The sequence below is a fragment of the Kitasatospora sp. NPDC059646 genome, assembly GCF_042734615.1.
Classification (GTDB): domain Bacteria; phylum Actinomycetota; class Actinomycetes; order Streptomycetales; family Streptomycetaceae; genus Kitasatospora.
In genome coordinates this window covers 24,910-40,741 of record NZ_JBHWDS010000003.1, presented here as the reverse complement: position 1 = coordinate 40,741, position 15,832 = coordinate 24,910, and the positions used below count along the sequence as shown (strand labels likewise).

Annotated in this window: 9 protein-coding genes; 3 read left to right on the top strand and 6 right to left on the bottom strand. The window is 74.2% G+C overall.

Annotated elements, in window-relative coordinates:
- Nucleotides 1–146: 146 nt before the first annotated feature.
- From prfB to ACFV1L_RS02680, 3 genes are all read right to left on the bottom strand, one after another.
- Nucleotides 147–1,250, bottom strand: a complete 1,104-nt coding sequence (prfB, locus tag ACFV1L_RS02690; RefSeq protein ID WP_380362240.1) for a peptide chain release factor 2 — start codon at nt 1,248–1,250, stop codon at nt 147–149.
- 34 nt (nt 1,251–1,284) lie between these two features.
- Nucleotides 1,285–2,535, bottom strand: coding sequence for a serine/threonine-protein kinase (locus tag ACFV1L_RS02685; protein ID WP_380362238.1), 1,251 nt, complete (start codon nt 2,533–2,535; stop codon nt 1,285–1,287).
- A gap of 130 nt (nt 2,536–2,665) precedes the next feature.
- Entirely contained in the window at nt 2,666–4,495 is a 1,830-nt protein-coding gene (locus tag ACFV1L_RS02680; protein ID WP_380362237.1) for a serine/threonine-protein kinase, read from the bottom strand.
- A gap of 342 nt (nt 4,496–4,837) precedes the next feature.
- On the opposite strand from ACFV1L_RS02680, the gene ACFV1L_RS02675 reads away from it, so the two are divergent.
- The gene (locus tag ACFV1L_RS02675; protein WP_380362504.1) at nt 4,838–7,540 is read left to right on the top strand and encodes an FtsK/SpoIIIE domain-containing protein; all 2,703 of its coding nucleotides are present in this window, start codon (nt 4,838–4,840) and stop codon (nt 7,538–7,540) included.
- A gap of 25 nt (nt 7,541–7,565) precedes the next feature.
- Here ACFV1L_RS02675 and ACFV1L_RS02670 read toward each other — a convergent pair whose 3' ends face one another.
- Nucleotides 7,566–8,102 (bottom strand): M15 family metallopeptidase, encoded by a 537-nt coding sequence (locus tag ACFV1L_RS02670; RefSeq protein ID WP_380362235.1) that lies wholly within the window; start codon nt 8,100–8,102, stop codon nt 7,566–7,568.
- A 192-nt stretch (nt 8,103–8,294) separates the two neighbouring features.
- Between ACFV1L_RS02670 and ACFV1L_RS02665 the strand changes: the two genes are divergently transcribed.
- Both ACFV1L_RS02665 and ACFV1L_RS02660 read left to right on the top strand, forming a co-directional pair.
- The gene (locus tag ACFV1L_RS02665; RefSeq protein ID WP_380362233.1) at nt 8,295–8,957 is read left to right on the top strand and encodes a response regulator transcription factor; all 663 of its coding nucleotides are present in this window, start codon (nt 8,295–8,297) and stop codon (nt 8,955–8,957) included.
- Entirely contained in the window at nt 8,954–10,090 is a 1,137-nt protein-coding gene (locus tag ACFV1L_RS02660) for a sensor histidine kinase (protein WP_380362231.1), read from the top strand. Before ACFV1L_RS02665 ends, ACFV1L_RS02660 begins: the two co-directional genes overlap by 4 nt.
- Here the strand turns inward: ACFV1L_RS02660 and ACFV1L_RS02655 are convergent.
- Together ACFV1L_RS02655 and ACFV1L_RS02650 are read right to left on the bottom strand one after the other, a co-directional pair.
- The gene (locus ACFV1L_RS02655) at nt 10,041–10,574 is read right to left on the bottom strand and encodes a hypothetical protein (protein WP_380362230.1); all 534 of its coding nucleotides are present in this window, start codon (nt 10,572–10,574) and stop codon (nt 10,041–10,043) included. The two genes, ACFV1L_RS02660 and ACFV1L_RS02655, sit on opposite strands and share 50 nt — an antisense overlap.
- Before the next feature lie 69 nt (nt 10,575–10,643).
- Nucleotides 10,644–15,584, bottom strand: coding sequence for an NAD-glutamate dehydrogenase (locus tag ACFV1L_RS02650; protein WP_380362229.1), 4,941 nt, complete (start codon nt 15,582–15,584; stop codon nt 10,644–10,646).
- Nucleotides 15,585–15,832: the final 248 nt, after the last annotated feature.

The following is a 15,832-nucleotide window of genomic DNA, read 5'->3' as shown; positions in this document are numbered from 1 at the left end:
GAACGACGAAGGGCCCCACCGCTCGGCGGTGGGGCCCTTCCTCATTGCCGGGCCCGCGGCTCAGCTCTCGCGCTGCTTGCGCCACCGGATGCCGGCCTCGATGCTGCGCCCGTGGTTCGTCGAAGCCGGCCTCCTCCCTCGCAGCGTCAGCTCTCGCGCTGCTTGCGCCACCGGATGCCGGCCTCGATGAAGCCGTCGATGTCGCCGTCCAGGACCGACTGCGGGTTGCCGACCTCGTGCTCGGTGCGCAGGTCCTTGACCATCTGGTACGGGTGCAGGACGTAGGAGCGCATCTGGTTGCCCCAGGAGCTGCCGCTGTCCTTGAGCGCGTCCATCGCCGCGCGCTCCTCCTGGCGGCGCCGCTCCAGCAGCTTGGCCTGGAGGACGTTCATCGCCGAGGCCTTGTTCTGGATCTGCGAGCGCTCGTTCTGGCAGGAGACCACCACGCCGGTGGGGAGGTGGGTGATGCGGACCGCGGAGTCGGTGGTGTTGACGCCCTGGCCGCCGGGGCCGGAGGCGCGGTAGACGTCGATGCGCAGGTCGTTCTCGTCGATGTCGACGTGGTCGGACTGCTCGACGACGGGGAGGACCTCGACGCCGGCGAAGGAGGTCTGCCGGCGGCCCTGGTTGTCGAACGGGGAGATGCGGACCAGGCGGTGGGTGCCCTGCTCGACGGAGAGGGTGCCGTAGGCGTAGGGGGCCTTGACGGTGAAGGTCGCGGACTTGATGCCGGCCTCTTCGGCGTACGAGGTGTCATAGACCTCGGTCGGGTAGCCGTGCCGCTCGGCCCAGCGCAGGTACATGCGCATCAGCTGCTCGGCGAAGTCGGCGGCGTCCACGCCGCCCGCTTCGGCGCGGATGTTGACGAGGGCCTCGCGGGCGTCGTACTCGCCGGAGAGCAGGGTGCGCACCTCCAGCTCCTCGACGGCCTTCTTGACGGACTCGAGCTCGGCCTCGGCCTCGACGCGGGTGTCCGCGTCGTCCTCGGCCTCGGCGAGTTCGAACAGGACGCCCAGGTCTTCGACCCGGCCGCGCAGGGTCTCCACCTTGCGCAGCTCGCCCTGGAGGAAGGAGAGCCGGCTGGTGACCTTCTGCGCGTTCGCGACGTCGTCCCACAGGGTGGGGGCGGCTGCCTCCTCCTCCAGGGTCGCGATGTCGGCCCGGATCTTGTCCAGGTCGAGGACGGCCTCGATCGACGCCATGGTCGAGTCGAGGTTCTTGAGCTCTTCGGAAGGATCGACGGCTGCCACGCCACAAGGGTAATGGTTCGGCGGGGGGGCTCGGCTACAACCGGGGGTGCCAGGCGGTGTGCACGCCGGTCGCGGTGGCCGCGGGGGCTTCCGCGGCGAACGCCGTCCAGGCGGCGGCGGCACCGGCGAGCAGCAGGATCACGGCGATCAGCACCGCCAGGGTGCGGCGGCGCCGGATCAGCTGGGCCCGGGTGCGGCGGTGGGCGCCGGCGGCGGGCTGGGTGCGCTGGGCGCGGGACTCCTCCGCGTAGGAGGCCAGCTCCTGGGCGGAGGGGCGGCGCAGGCTGGTGTGGGTGTCGCGGGTGGAGTCGGGGGTGGGGCCGGGCACCAGCGGGACGGCGGGGCCGCGGCGGCGGCGGTGGGTGCCGCGGCCCGCGTCGGCCTCGGCGTAGACGGCCTCGCCGGGGGTGGGCGCCTCCTCGGTGGCGGTGCGCTGCGCGGGCACCGCGAGCGGGCCGACGCCGGCCAGCTCGGGCAGCAGCTCGCGCAGCCGGGACGCGAGTTCGGCGGCCCGCAGCCGGGAGGCGGGGGCCTTGGCCAGGCATTCGGAGATGATCCGCCACAGGCCGTCCGGCATGCCGTCGACCGGGGGGACGTTCTCGGTGACGTGCCGGCGCAGCACCGCGCCGGTGTGGCCGCCGCCGAACGGGGTGGCGCCGGTGAGCAGTTCGTACAGCACGGTGGCGAGGGCGTAGATGTCGACGGCGGCGCGCGGTTCCAGGCCCTCGATGATCTCGGGGGCGAGGTAGTCGGGGGTGCCGATGATGCGGGTGGCCCGGGTGCGGCGGGGGGCGTCGACCAGGCGGGCGATGCCGAAGTCGGTGAGCTTGGCGCGCGGGGCGCCGCCGGGGCCGGCCGGGGCGGCGAGGTCGAGCAGCACGTTCTCCGGCTTGACGTCGCGGTGCACGATGCCGGCGGCGTGCGCGGCGGCCAGGCCGTCGGCGACGTCGGCGATCACCGAGGCGGCGACCAGCGGGGCGAGCACGCCGTCGCGCTCCAGGCGGGTGCGCAGGTCGGTGCCCTGGACCAGGTCCATCACCAGGGCGAGGTCGCTGCCGTCGACCACCATGTCGTGCACCCCGACCACGTGCGGGTGGTCGAGGCAGGTCAGCGCGGTGCGCTCCTGGATGAAACGGCCGACCAGGACCTGGTCGGCGGCCAGGTCCTCGCGCAGCAGCTTCACCGCCACCGGCCCGTCCGGGCCCTCGCCGAGCCACACCGTGCCGGCCGAGCCGCGGCCGATCACCTGGTGGACCGTGTACCGGCTGCCGATCTTGCGTGCCAATGCTGCTCCGTGGGCTCGTGAGGTCGGTGCTCGACGAACAACCTACGCGGCCGAGGGGCCTCCGGGGGCCGCGGAGGGCCCCCGGAGGCGTTCCGATCCGGTGGAATTTCGCTGGATTGTCGACAAAGCGTCAATTCGAGTTGCCGGTGAGGCCGGTGACCCAGTCGCGCGCCGAGTCGAACCAGCCCACCACGTTGTCCCAGTAGTGCGGCAGCGGCGTGAAGTTCCACAGCGCCAGGCAGCCCAGCGCCAGCACCACCAGCACCAGCAGGCAGCCCTTCGCGCAGCCCAGGCCCGGGATCCACATCCGGTTGCGGCTGCCGCGCCGGCGCGGCTCGCGCTCCCGCTCGCGGGCCGGCTCCGGCTCCCGGTACGGCGGCTCCTGGCGGCGCGGCGGGGCCGGCTCGGCCCGGCGCTGCGGCGCCCCGTAGCCCTGCGGCCGGCCGTCGTGGCCGGGCGGCGGGCCGGCCTGCTGCGCCTGGTACGGCGGCGGCGCGACCGGCGGGCGGCCGCGGTCCTGCGGGTACTGGCCCTGCCGGCCGCCGCCCTGCTGCGGGTGCCGGCCGGGCTGCGGCTGGTACGGGCCCTGCGGCTGGGCGTACCGGCCGCCGCCGGGCGGCTGCTGGGCCTGGTACGGCGGCGGGGCGACCGGCGGGCGGTGTCCGGGCGGCGGGTACTGGCCGGCCTGGTAGGGGCGGGGCGCGACCTGCGGGTCGGCCAGGTCCTCCGGCTCGAACCAGCCGATCCGGGTCTGCTCGTTGCGGTCCCGGGCGGCCTGCATCTGGGTCTGCCAGGGGTGCGGGCCGGCCGGCTGCGCGGCGGGCTCCGCGGCGGGCATCGAGGGCATCACCCGGGTGCGGTCGGCGGGCGGCGCCGGCGGCACGGGCGGTACCGGCGGCACGGGCGGCTGCGCGCTCATCAGCTGGGTGCGGTCCTCGGCACCCGGGACGGCCTGACGGTGCGTCATGACCTGGGTGGCGGCGGCGGGGTCGTAGCCGGCGCCGCCGAGGGTGGCGTCGTGGCCGGCGGGCGCAACGGGGGCGAGCGCCGGGTCGGGCACCAGCAGCGAGCCGACCGACAGGGCGGCGTCCACGGCGGCCGGGGAGGAGTGCACGCCGACGCCGGCCGCGACCACCCGCAGCGCCTCGGCCAGCGAGACGGCGGTGGGCCGCTCGGCGGGGTCCTTGCGCAGGCAGCGCTCGACGACCGTCCAGAGCGGTTCGGGCATGGTGCGGGGGCGCTGCGGCTCCTGCGCGAGGTGGGCCTGCAGGATCGCCATCGGGTTGTCGCCCTGGAACGGCGGGCGGCCGGTGACCAGTTCGTACAGCATGATGCCGGCGCCGTAGACGTCCACCGCGGCGGTCTGCGGGCGGCCGTCGGCGGACTCCGGGGCGACGTACGCGGGGGTGCCGACGAACTCGTGGGTGCGGGTGATGCCCGGGGAGTCGGCGAGCCGGGCGATGCCGAAGTCGGTGAGCATCGGGTGCATCCGCTCGCCGCCGTCCACGGCCAGGGTGGCCAGCAGGACGTTGGCGGGCTTCAGGTCGCGGTGCACGATGCCGTCGGCGTGGCTGGCGGCCAGCGCGTCGGCGATCTGCGCCATCAGCAGCGAGCCGGCGATCGGCGACAGCGGGCCGGACTCGCGCAGGTAGCGGTACAGGTCGGGGCCGTCGATCAGGTCCATCACCAGGGCGAGCAGCTCGCCCTCGACGACCAGGTCGCGGGTGCGCACGATGTTCGGGTGGGTGAGGCGCAGCAGGACGGAGCGCTCGCGCAGGAAGCGCATCACCACGTCCGGGTCGGCGGCGAGCTCCTCGCGCAGGACCTTCACCGCGACCGCCTGGCCGGGCTGCAGGCCCGGCACGGCGGCGTCCTCGCGCACCCGGCCGCGCCAGACCGTGCCGGTCGCTCCGCGTCCGAGGCTCTCCTCGAGCAAGTACTTGCTGCCGACAGGCCGCACCTGTGCACTCCGTTCGGTCACCCGGCGCCCGCTGCCGGGGCCGCGTTCCGGCACTCCCCCGTTCCCGTGAACGGCGCCGGGGCCTTGGGGAGCCGCCCGCGCGCGGAGGGCTCCCGGTTTTCGGCAACTCTAACGGTGCCCGCGCGGGTTTCCGAGGTGTTGCCCGGGCCGGGCGCGCACTGTCGGCCACCTGGGGTGTCGGGGCGTCCTTGACCTGACTCGGCGTCGGATTCACCATGGCGATGATCGCAAGATCGTCAAATCCGGTACCGTGCGCGGACTGTCCGTCCCGAGTGGCAGGATGGCAGGCACCACACGTGTGCAGAAGGGACCCCGGGCGTGATGCAGATCCGGCTCACCGTCCTTCGACCGCGCAGCGGCCCGAGCAGCCCCGGGAGCTCTGCCGACGTCCTGGTCACAGCCCCGGCCGGCACCACCCTCGGCGCCGTCGCCACCGCCCTGGCCGGCGCGGTCGGCGTCCGCGGCCCGCGCTCCGCCACCCACGTCCACCTGTACGCCGGTGAAGAGCGGCTGGACGAGCAGACCCCGCTCGGCCGGCCCCCGCTGATCGACGGCGCCGTCCTCGCCCTCGGCGAACCCGACCCGGACACCGAGGACACCGCCGGCCACCCCGCCGCCGAACTCCGCGTCGTCGGCGGCCCCGACGCCGGCGGCGTGCACCGCCTGCACGGCGAACGCATCCGGGTCGGCCGCTCCACCGAGGCCGACGTGCCCCTCGACGACCCCGACGTCTCCCGGCTGCACCTCGCCCTGCACCTGACCGCCGACGGCCACGCCACCGTCCAGGACCTCGGCTCCACCAACGGCACCCTGCTGGACGAGCGCTACCTGCACGAGGAGAGCGCCGAACTCGCCCCCGGCGCGCTGCTGCGGATCGGCGAGTCCACCCTCCAACTCGCCCACCCCGCCGACATAGCGCCCCGCACCACCACCCCCGACGGCGAGGGCCGGCTCCGGCTCGCCCCCCGCCCCACCGCCCGCACCGCCCCCGGCCGCCCGGCCGGCCCCGCACCCGCCGCCGAACCCCCCGCCGCCACCGGCGGCGGCCGCGGCCGCTGGCTGCGCCGCACCCGCCCCGAGCCGCCCGCCGTCGACACCGACCGCCAGCACGCCACCGCCCGCCTGCGGCAGGCCGCCAACCAGCGCGAACGCTGGCCCGACCCGGCCACCCTGCTGCTCGCCGCCCTCGGCACCGGCCCCCGGCTGTGGGAACGCGGCCCCGACCACCCCGACGCGCTCACCCTGCGCCTCGGCACCGCGGACCTCCCCGGCGGCCCCGGCACCGTCCCCGGCACCCTGCTGCCCGCCGTCCCCGCCACCGTCGACCTGCAGACCGCCGGCAGCCTCGGCCTGGCCGGCCCGCGCCACCGCCTCACCGGCCTGGCCCGCGCCGCGCTCGCCCAACTCGCCGCCCTGCACCCGCCCAGCGGCCTCGCCCTGGTCGTCGTCGCCCCCGAGCACCACGCCGAGGACTGGGCCTGGGCCCAGTGGCTGCCCCACCTGCGGCCCGCCCACGGCCAGGCCTGCCGGCTGCTGTACGGCCTCGGCCCCGCGCAGGCCGAGGCCCGGCTCACCGAACTCGCCTCCGCCACCGTCTCCGCGCCCGCCACCGTCGTCCTGGTCGACGGCGACCCGGGCACCGAGGCCGGCCGGCGCGCCCTCGCCCTGCTGCTCCGGCAGGGCCCCGCAGCCGGCGTGTTCGCCCTGTGCCTCGCCGAGAACGCCGACGAACTCCCCACCGGACTCGGCGCGTTCGGCCTGATCACCGGCGAGGTCGCCACCCGGCTCACCCTCGACCGGCCGGTCGGCGGCACCCGCGAACGCCTCACCGACATCGCCCTCGACGCGGTCTCCCCCGCCTGGGCCGAACGCCTCGCCCGCACCCTCGCCCCGCTGTGCGAGGCCGCGGACGACGCCGAAACCGCCCGCGGACCGCTCCCCGAGGCACTGCGCCTGCTCGACCTGCTGCGCTCCGAATCGCTCTCCCCCGCCCGCCTCTCCGAGAGCTGGAGCGCCCTGCCCGCCGGCGCGGGCGGCGCCGCCGCGCTGCTCGGCACCGCCCGCGGCGCGGCCGGCGAGGAGACCTGCGCCGTCGACCTCGCCGAGGACGGCGACCACCTGCTGATCGGCGGCGGCCCCGGCTCCGGCAAGTCCGAACTGCTGCGCAGCCTGGCCGCCTCGCTGGCGGTCTCCGAGAGCCCCGAACGACTGTCGCTGCTGATGATCGACGGGGACCGCGCCGAGGACGGCGGCCTGGCCGGCTGCACCGACCTCCCGCACGTCACCGACCACGTCAACGCCGCCGACGACCCGCGCGGCGCACTGCTCGCCGCCGAGCGCCTGCTCGACGAACTCGCCCACCGCGAAGCCCTGTTCGACGGCCTCGGCTTCACCGAATGGCACACCCGGCGGATCTTCGACAAGGCGCCCGCGCTGATCGGCGGCCCCGCCGACACCGCCGACCGGGTCCGGGTGGTCGAACCCCGCCGCGCCCCCGACGCCCCGGCCGCCGGCGCCGCACCCGCCCGCCTGGTCGTCGTCGTCGACGACTACGACACCCTGCTCGGCCCCGCCTCCCCCGGCGGACGCCCGCTGGCCCGCGCCCTGGCCGCCGCCGCCACCCGCGGCGGCCGCCTCGGCGTGCACGTGATCGCCACCACCGGCGACCCCGAGGCCACCACCGGCACCGAACTCGACGAGGCCGCGCAGCTGCGGATCGCCCTGCGCACCGACCGGGCCGGCGACTCCGACCTGCTGATCGACCTGCCCGACGCCGCCGCCCTGCCCGGCACCACCCCCGGCCGCGGCTACCTCCGCCGCCCCGACGGCGCGGTCACCGCCTTCCAGGGCGCCCGGGTCAGCGGCCGCATCCCGCGCACCGCGACACTGCGCCCCACGGTCGTCGCCCAGCGCCTGGAGGACCACGGCGCCGCCCCGTCCGCCCGCCCGGTCCGCGAACTCGGCAACGGCCCCACCGACCTCGCCCTGCTCGCCTCCGCGCTGCGCCGCGCCACCGAGAGCTGACACCCCGCCGCCCGGGCGCCGCCGCTCAGCCGGCGGCGTCCGGAAGCTGCGGCGGGCAGTGGCCGCCCGGCGTCGTCAGCAGCTCGAAGTGCCACATCTCGTTGGCGTACACCTGGCACAGCCCGTACCGCGCACCCCGCCGGTTCAGCCAGTCGTCGGCATCGGTCGGGCCGACGTCGACCGCCTTCCCCGACACGTGGGCGGACTTCTCCGGCGTGTTCACGTACCGCCGGGCCGCCTCCAGGCTGCCGTACCGGGCGACCGCCGCGTCCAGCAGCCGCTGCTGGTAGCCGCGGCTGCGCCAGCCGGAGGTGACGCGCAGTTCGATGCCCTGCGCCCGCGCGTCGGCGGCCGCGGACCGCAGGGCGGCCAGCAGCGCCGGATCGAGGTTCCGCACGGCCGGCGAGTCCCCGTCCAGCGGGCTCACCGACGCCCCCGCCGCCAACTCCCCGTCCTCCGCCCGCACCCCGCCGCCCGACCCCCCGACCGCGAACGCCGTCACCGCCCCGAGCACCGCCACCGCCGCCACCCCGACCACCCCGCGCCGCACGACCTTCGCCATCTCCGCCTCCCGGTCCGTTCCCTGCTGCGCCCCATTCCAGGCGCACCCGTGTTGCGGGGGCGTCTGCGTTTCCCCATACGTTTTCGACACCCCCGCCGACCCCGCGGCGGGTCCGCCGTTGCCGGCCCATACGTTTTCGAGACGCCCGATCGGGTCCAATGGAGGTCCGGGTGTCGAGGAGCGGAGCTGCGCGTGCGGGTGCTGGTGGTGGAGGACGAGGTGTACCTCGCCGAGGCGGTGCAGGCGGGGTTGCGGTTGGCGGCGATCGCGTGCGACGTCGCGGGGGACGGCGAGGCCGCGTGGGAGCGGCTGGGGGTGCACCGGTACGACGTGGTGGTGCTGGACCGGGACCTGCCGGGCGTCTCGGGGGACGAGGTGTGCCGGCGGATCGTCGCGGCGGGGCTGGGCTGCCGGGTGCTGATGCTGACGGCGGCGGCGCGGCTGGACCAGAAGGTGGCGGGGTTCGAGCTGGGCGCGGACGACTACCTGACGAAGCCGTTCGACCTGGCCGAACTCGTGGTGCGGCTGCGGTCGTTGGCGCGCCGCCCGGAGCAGTCCGCGCCGCCGGTGCTGGAGTTCGCGGGGCTGCGGGTCGATCCGTTCCGGCGCGAGGTGTTCCGGGACGGGCGCTACGTGGCGTTGCCGCGCAAGCAGTTCGCGGTGCTGGAGGTGCTGATGGCGGCGCGCGGCGGCGTGGTGAGCGCGGAGGAGTTGTTGGAGCGCGCCTGGGACGAGCACGCGGATCCGTTCACCAACGCGGTGCGGATCACCATCTCGGGCCTGCGCAAGCGTCTCGGTGAGCCGTGGGTGATCCACACCGTGCCGGGTGTCGGCTACCGCCTGGACGCGGCGTGAGCCGCCCGCGCCGGCTGACGGCCCGGATGCGGCTGACGCTGAGCTACACGCTGTTCACCGTGACCACCGGGGTGCTCTGCCTGGCGGTGGTGTACGTCGGGATGAAGTACGTCCCCAACTATCCGCTGACGTCGGCGAATCCGCGCTACCGGTCGGACGCGCCGTCGCGGCAGGAGATCCTGGAGTCGCTGCTCGCCGCGTCGGGGTACGCGCTGGCGCTGCTGACGGCGGTGGGGATGGCGGGCGGCTGGCTGGTGGCGGGCCGGGTGCTGCGGCCGTTGCAGGAGGTGACGGCGGCGGCCCGGCGGGCGTCCGGCGGGGATCTGGGGCACCGGATCGCGTTGGCGGGGCCGCGTGACGAGTTCACCGATCTGGCGGACGCGTTCGACGAGATGCTGGCCCGGCTGGAGCGTTCGTTCGACGCGCAGCAGCGTTTCGCGGCGAACGCCTCGCACGAGTTGCGCACGCCGCTGGCGATCAACCGGACGATGCTCCAGGTCGCGGCGGCGGACCCGGCGGGGCAGGACTGGCCGCGGCTGGTGGGCCGGCTGCTGGACACCAACCAGCGCGGCATCGAGGTCACCGAGGCGCTCCTGCAACTCGCCGAACTGTCGCACCGGACACCGGAGTCGGCGCCGCTGGAGCTGTCGCGGGCGGTCCGCGAGGCGCTGGCGGCGGTGTCCGCCGAGGCCGACGAGCGGGGCGTGGTGGTCACCCGGGACCTGGCGTCCGCGCCGACCGTGGGCAACGAGGTGCTGCTGCGGCAGGCCGCGGTGAACCTGCTGCAGAACGCCGTCCGTCACAACCTGCCGTCCGGCGGCCGGGTCGAGCTCGCCACCGGACCGGACCCGCAGCGCCCGGGCCGGGTGCGGCTGACGGTGCGCAACTCCGGTGCGGTGCTGGAGGATTCGCTGGTCGGCACGCTCACCGAGCCGTTCCTGCGCGGCGGCGGCCGCACCGCGCAGCGCGACCGGGCGCGGCGCGGGCACGGCCTGGGGCTGGCGATCGTCGCGGCGGTGGCGCAGGCGCACGGCGGCGAGCTGCGGTTGGCGGGCCGTCCGGGCGGCGGGCTGGAGGCGGTGCTCAGTCTGCCCGGAACGGGCGGTAGCGGGGCTGCGGGTGCGGCCAGGTGATGTCGAGGAAGAGCGGGTAGTCCCGGCGTTCCAGGCAGCGCACCAGGAATTCGGGGAAGGTGCCGCGGGTGGCGTACCACTGGCCGGTGTCGCTGAACACGGCGATCGGCCAGCGGTCCGGGTCGGGGCCCTGGGCGAGGAAGAACCAGGCGCCGCCGTACCTGTCGGCGCCCCAGCCGATCAGGCCGCCGGGCTCGGGGTGGTACGGGAACGGGTCGAAGTCGGGGTTCCGCTCCTGGCCGGGCCGCCAGCCGTACCAGGGGCCCCACAGTGCGCGGGCCTCCTCCGGCGTGCCGTCGTCGGGTCCGAAGACGGTGAGGAACTCGTCCAGGGTGCCGGGGCCCCAGCGGTCCACGAAGGTCCGGTAGCCGCTCGGCAGGCGGACCCCGAGGAACGCCTCGGCGGCGTCCCAACTCCCGGGCGGCGTCGGCCGGTCGGGTGCTCCGAGCAGTGCGGCGAGTCGGTCGAGCGCAGGCTCCGTCATGCCCGCCATTGTGCCCGGAGCGCCCGAAGGGGCCCCGGGCGGGTTGCCCGGGGCCCCTTCGGGGCGGTGTCAGCGGTCGGTGCGCAGCAGCGTGCGGATGACCCGCATGGCGACCGAGAGGCTGGACAGCTCGTAGTTGTCCGAACCCCTTATGTCGTCGAGCGTGGTGCGGGCCCGGCTGAGCAGGTTGGCGTTGAGGTCCGCCCAGGCGCCGTAGCGCTCCTCGGGGCTGGCGCCGGCGGGGCCTGCGGTGAGCACGTCGGCGGTGAGGGCGGCGTGCGCGGCGAACAGGTCCTCGCGGATCGCGGCGCGGGCCATCGAGGACCACCGGTCGGTGCGCGGCAGTTCGATGATCCGGTCGAGCAGGTGGCTGATCTGCAGGCGGTCGCCGAGGTCGTAGTACAGCTCGGCGACCTCCATCACGTCGGCGTCCGAGCGGTCCGCGACGCCGACGATGTCGAGGGTCGGGAACGCGGAGGACAGTCCGGCGATCCGGGTGGCCAGCTCGTCGGGGACGCCGGCCGCGGACAGCTCCTGGTGGACCGACTCGTACCAGGCGAGGTCCTCGCCGCGGAGCGGCTTGGGCAGCGAGTCCCAGACCTGGTTGACCCGGTCGTGGAAGAACGCGATGGTGCCGGCGATGTCGAGCGGCTGGCGGCGGTGGCCGAGCATCCAGCGGGTGGCGCGCTCGACCAGGCGGCGGGCGTGCAGCCGCATCTTGGTCTGGATCCGGGCCGCGACCCGGTTGTCCAGGGCCTCGACGCTGTCCCAGATCTGCTCCAGGCCGAACACCGCGCGGGCGGCGGCGTGGGTGCGGGCGATCTCCTCCATCGTCGCGCCGGTCTCCTCGCGGAGCCGGAACGCGAAGGTGCAGCCGCCGCGGTTGATCGTGTCGTTGACGATCAGGGTGGTGATGATCTCGCGGCGCAGCGGGTGGTTGTCGATCTGCTCGGCGAACCGGGCCCGCAGCGCGCTCGGGAAGTAGGCGTGCAGGACGTCCCGGAAGTACGGGTCGTCGGGCAGGTCGGTGGCGAGCAGCTCGTCCGCGAGGGTGATCTTGGTGTAGGCGAGCAGCACGGACAGCTCGGGCTGGGACAGCCCGCGGCCGGCCTGCTGGCGCTCCCGGATCTGCTTCTCGGTGGGCAGGTACTCCAGCGCCCGGTCGAGCTGCCCGGCGGACTCCAGCCGGTTGATCATGCGGGAGTGCACGTTGACCATGCTGGCGGCCTGCGCGACGGCGTTGGCGAGCACCACGTTCTGCGCGTAGTTGTTGCGCAGCACGAGGTGGCCGACCTCGTCGGTCATCTCGGCGAGCAGGGTGTTGCGCTGCTTGACCGTCATGTCGCCGTCGGCGACGACCTGGTTGAGCAGGATCTTGATGTTCACCTCGTGGTCCGAGGTGTCGACGCCGGCCGAGTTGTCGATGGCGTCGGTGTTGATCCAGCCGCCGGTGCCCTGCGGGCCGCCGGTGGAGGCGAACTCGATGCGGCCGAGCTGGGTGCAGCCGAGGTTGCCGCCCTCGCCGATGACGCGGGCGCGGACGTCGCCGCCGTTGACCCGGATCGCGTCGTTGGCCTTGTCGCCGACCTCCGCGTTGGTCTCGGTGGAGGCCTTGACGTAGGTGCCGATGCCGCCGTTCCAGAACAGGTCCACGGGGGCCTGCAGGATGGCCTTCATCAGCTCGGCGGGGGTGAGCTTCGCAGCGTCGATGCCGAGCCGCTCGCGGACCTGGGGGGACAGCGCGATCGACTTGGCGGAGCGCGGGAAGACGCCGCCGCCGGCCGAGATCAGCGACTTGTCGTAGTCGTCCCAGGAGCTGCGCGGCAGGTCGAACAGGCGGCGGCGCTCGGCGTGGGAGGCGGCCGCGTCCGGGTTCGGGTCGAGGAAGATGTGCCGGTGGTCGAACGCGGCGACCAGGCGGATGTGCTCGGACAGCAGCATGCCGTTGCCGAACACGTCGCCGGACATGTCGCCGATGCCGATGACGGTGAAGTCCTCGGACTGGGTGTCGACGCCGAGCTCGCGGAAGTTCCGCTTGACGGACTCCCAGGCGCCGCGGGCGGTGATGCCCATGCCCTTGTGGTCGTAGCCGGCCGAGCCGCCGGAGGCGAACGCGTCGCCCAGCCAGAAGCCGTACTGCTCGGCGACGCCGTTGGCGATGTCGGAGAACGTCGCGGTGCCCTTGTCGGCGGCGACCACCAGGTAGGTGTCGTCCTCGTCGTGGCGGACCACGTCGACGGGGTGCACGACCTCGCCGGCGACCAGGTTGTCGGTGATGTCGAGCAGCGCCGAGATGAAGGTCTTGTACGAGGCGATGCCCTCGGCCAGCCACGCGTCGCGGTCGACCGACGGGTCCGGCAGCTGCTTGGCGACGAAGCCGCCCTTGGCGCCGACCGGCACGATGACGGTGTTCTTCACCATCTGGGCCTTGACCAGGCCGAGGATCTCGGTGCGGAAGTCCTCGCGCCGGTCGGACCAGCGCAGACCGCCGCGGGCGACCTTGCCGAAGCGCAGGTGGACGCCCTCGACCCGGGGCGAGTACACCCAGATCTCGAAGGCGGGGCGCGGCGCGGGCAGGTCCGGGATGGCCTTCGGGTCGAACTTCATCGACACGTACGAGTGCCAGTCGCCGTTGGCGTCGTGCTGGAAGAAGTTGGTCCGCAGGGTGGCCTTGATCAGGTGCAGGAAGGAGCGCAGGATGCGGTCCTCGTCCAGCGACACGACCTCGTCGAGGGCGCCGGCCAGCTCTTCCAGGATGGCGTCGGTCAGCTCGTCGCCGCCGGAGCGGTGGCTCGGCGAGAGCCGGGCCTCGAACAGGTTGACCAGCAGCCGGGTGGTGTGGGTGTTGTTGCGGAGCGCGTCCTCCATGTAGTCCTGGGAGAACGTGGAGCCCGCCTGGCGGAGGTACTTGGCGTAGGCGCGCAGCACCACGGCCTGACGCCAGGTCAGCTTGGCGGTGAGGACCAGCTCGTTGAAGCCGTCGTTCTCGGCCTCGCCGCGCCAGGTCGCCGAGAAGGTGTCCTGGAAGCGCTCGCGGTCCTCGTCGTTGAGGTCGGTGCCCTCGCGGAGCCGCAGGCCGAAGTCGACCACCCACGCGGTGGTGCCGTCGGTGCGGCGCAGCGCGTACGGGTGCTCGTCGAGCACCTCGACGCCCAGCCGCTGGAGGACCGGCAGGACCTCGGTGAGCGAGATCGGGCCGCCGACCCGGTAGATCTTGAAGCGGCGCTCGTCGTCGCCAGCGCCGACCGGCTGGTACAGGTTGAGGCGGAAGTCGCCCTCGCCGGTGAGCGATTCGATCTGCTTGAGGTCGGCGACGGCGGTGCGCGGCGGGAAGTCGGCGCGGTAGCCGTCGGGGAAGGCGGTGGCGTACTTGTGGCCCAGCTCGGCGGCCTTCTCCTCGCCGAACTCGGTCTGCAGCTGGTCGTTGAAGCCGTCCATCCAGAACCGGGCGGCCTCGGCGAGCCGGTTCTCGATCCGCTCGATGTCGGCGTCGGACAGCTGCGGCAGCTCGGTGCCGGGGGCGACCCGGACCACGAAGTGCAGGCGGGTGAGCACCGACTCGGTGGCGTACACCGTGTAGTCGATGGTGTCGCCGTCGAGCTCCTCCTTGAGGATGCTCATCAGGGCGAGCCGAATACGGGTGGTGTAGCGGTCGCGCGGCAGGTAGACGTACGCGGAGAAGTAGCGGCCGTACTCGTCCTGGCGGAGGAACAGCCGCAGCCGGCGGCGCTCCTGGAGGTACAGCACGCTGGTGGCGACGGACTGCAGCTCGGCGGCGGCGGTCTGGAACATCTCGTCGCGCGGGAAGGTCTCCATGATCTGGAGCAGGTCGCGGCCGTCGTGGCTGTCGCCGGAGAAGCCGGCGCCGTCCATGACCTCCTGCACTTTGCGGCGCACCACGGGGATCCGGGTGACCGACTCGGTGTAGGCGGCGGAGGAGAACAGGCCGAGGAAGCGGCGCTCGCCGACCGGCTCGCCGGCCGCGTTGAACTTCTTCACGCCGACGTAGTCGAGGTACGCGGGGCGGTGCACGGTGGCCCGGCTGTTGGCCTTGGTGAGGACCAGCAGCTTCTTCTCGTGCGCCTTGGCGCGCACCGGGGCGGACAGTCGGCCGAAGGCCTCGGAGACCGGGTGGTGGTCGGTGTCGTGGCTCAGCGGGTCGGCGCGCAGGATGCCCAGGCCGGTGCCGGCGACCGCCTTGAGCACCTCCTCGCCCTCGTGCTCGACCAGGTCGTACTCGCGGTAGCCGAGGAAGGTGAAGTGGTCGTCGGCCAGCCAGCGCATCAGCTCCCAGGCCTCGCCGACCTCCTGCTCGGGCAGGTGCGCCGGGGGCTGCTCGGCGAGCTCGTCGGCCAGTCGGAGCGCGGAGTCGCGCATCTTCGACCAGTCCTCGACGACCTCGCGGACGTCGCCCAGCACGCGGCGCAGGCCGACCTCGATGGTGCGCAGGTCCTCGCGGTCGGTCTCGCGGTCGATCTCGATGTGCATCCACGACTCGACCACGGCGTCCGCGGGCCACTCGGCGCCGGCGGCCTGAGCGCGGTTGCAGGCGTCGGTGTCGAGGATCTCCAGCAGCTTGCCGGTCAGGTCGCGGCGCACCGCCAGCTGCGGGTGCACGACCAGGTGGATGGCGCGGTTCAGGCGGGTCAGCTCGTTGGTGACCGAGTCGACCAGGAACGGCATGTCGTCGGTGACGATCTCGACCACGGTGTGGCCGCACGACCAGCCGTTCTCCTCGACGGTCGGGGTGTGCACCCGGACCTCGGCGGTGCCCTGGGGCCGCTTGAGGCCCAGTCGGTAGTGGGAGGCCGCCGCACCGTAGACGTCCACCGGGTCGCGGCCGATCAGGTCCTCGGGCGCCGTGTGGAGGTAGTAGTGGTGCAGGTAGGCGGCCAGAGCGCCGTTGCTCAGCCCCTCGCCGGGCGCCGCGCCCCCCACCTGGCTGTTCTCAGCGGCTGCTGCTGCCTTCTTGAGCAGTTCGGCCTTGGCTGCGTCCAGCTTGGTCTGCATAGCTGTTTGGCTCCTGTCGCGCGCCGTTGCGTGACTCGGTGATGACTGTGGGTGCACCGCCGGGCCCCGCTGGCAGTCCTCCCGCCCGCCCGGGACGGAAAACCGCTCATGGCACGCATGAGCCGCGTTCCACCCGGGTACGACAAGTCGTTTGGCCTGCCTGACCGAAACCGGCGACTCGGCCAGCCTAACGTGAGGAAACCAAGGTGTCAGGGGACACGGAGGCACAATCCCGCAGGAAGATCGTT

Excerpts from the sequence above, each read along its gene's own strand:
- ACFV1L_RS02655 (WP_380362230.1), bottom strand. The coding sequence starts at position 10,574 with ATGACGGAGCCTGCGCTCGACCGACTCGCCGCACTGCTCGGAGCACCC.
- ACFV1L_RS02675 (WP_380362504.1), top strand. The coding sequence starts at position 4,838 with ATGCAGATCCGGCTCACCGTCCTTCGACCGCGCAGCGGCCCGAGCAGC.
- ACFV1L_RS02670 (WP_380362235.1), bottom strand. The coding sequence starts at position 8,102 with ATGGCGAAGGTCGTGCGGCGCGGGGTGGTCGGGGTGGCGGCGGTGGCG.
- ACFV1L_RS02650 (WP_380362229.1), bottom strand. The coding sequence starts at position 15,584 with ATGCAGACCAAGCTGGACGCAGCCAAGGCCGAACTGCTCAAGAAGGCA.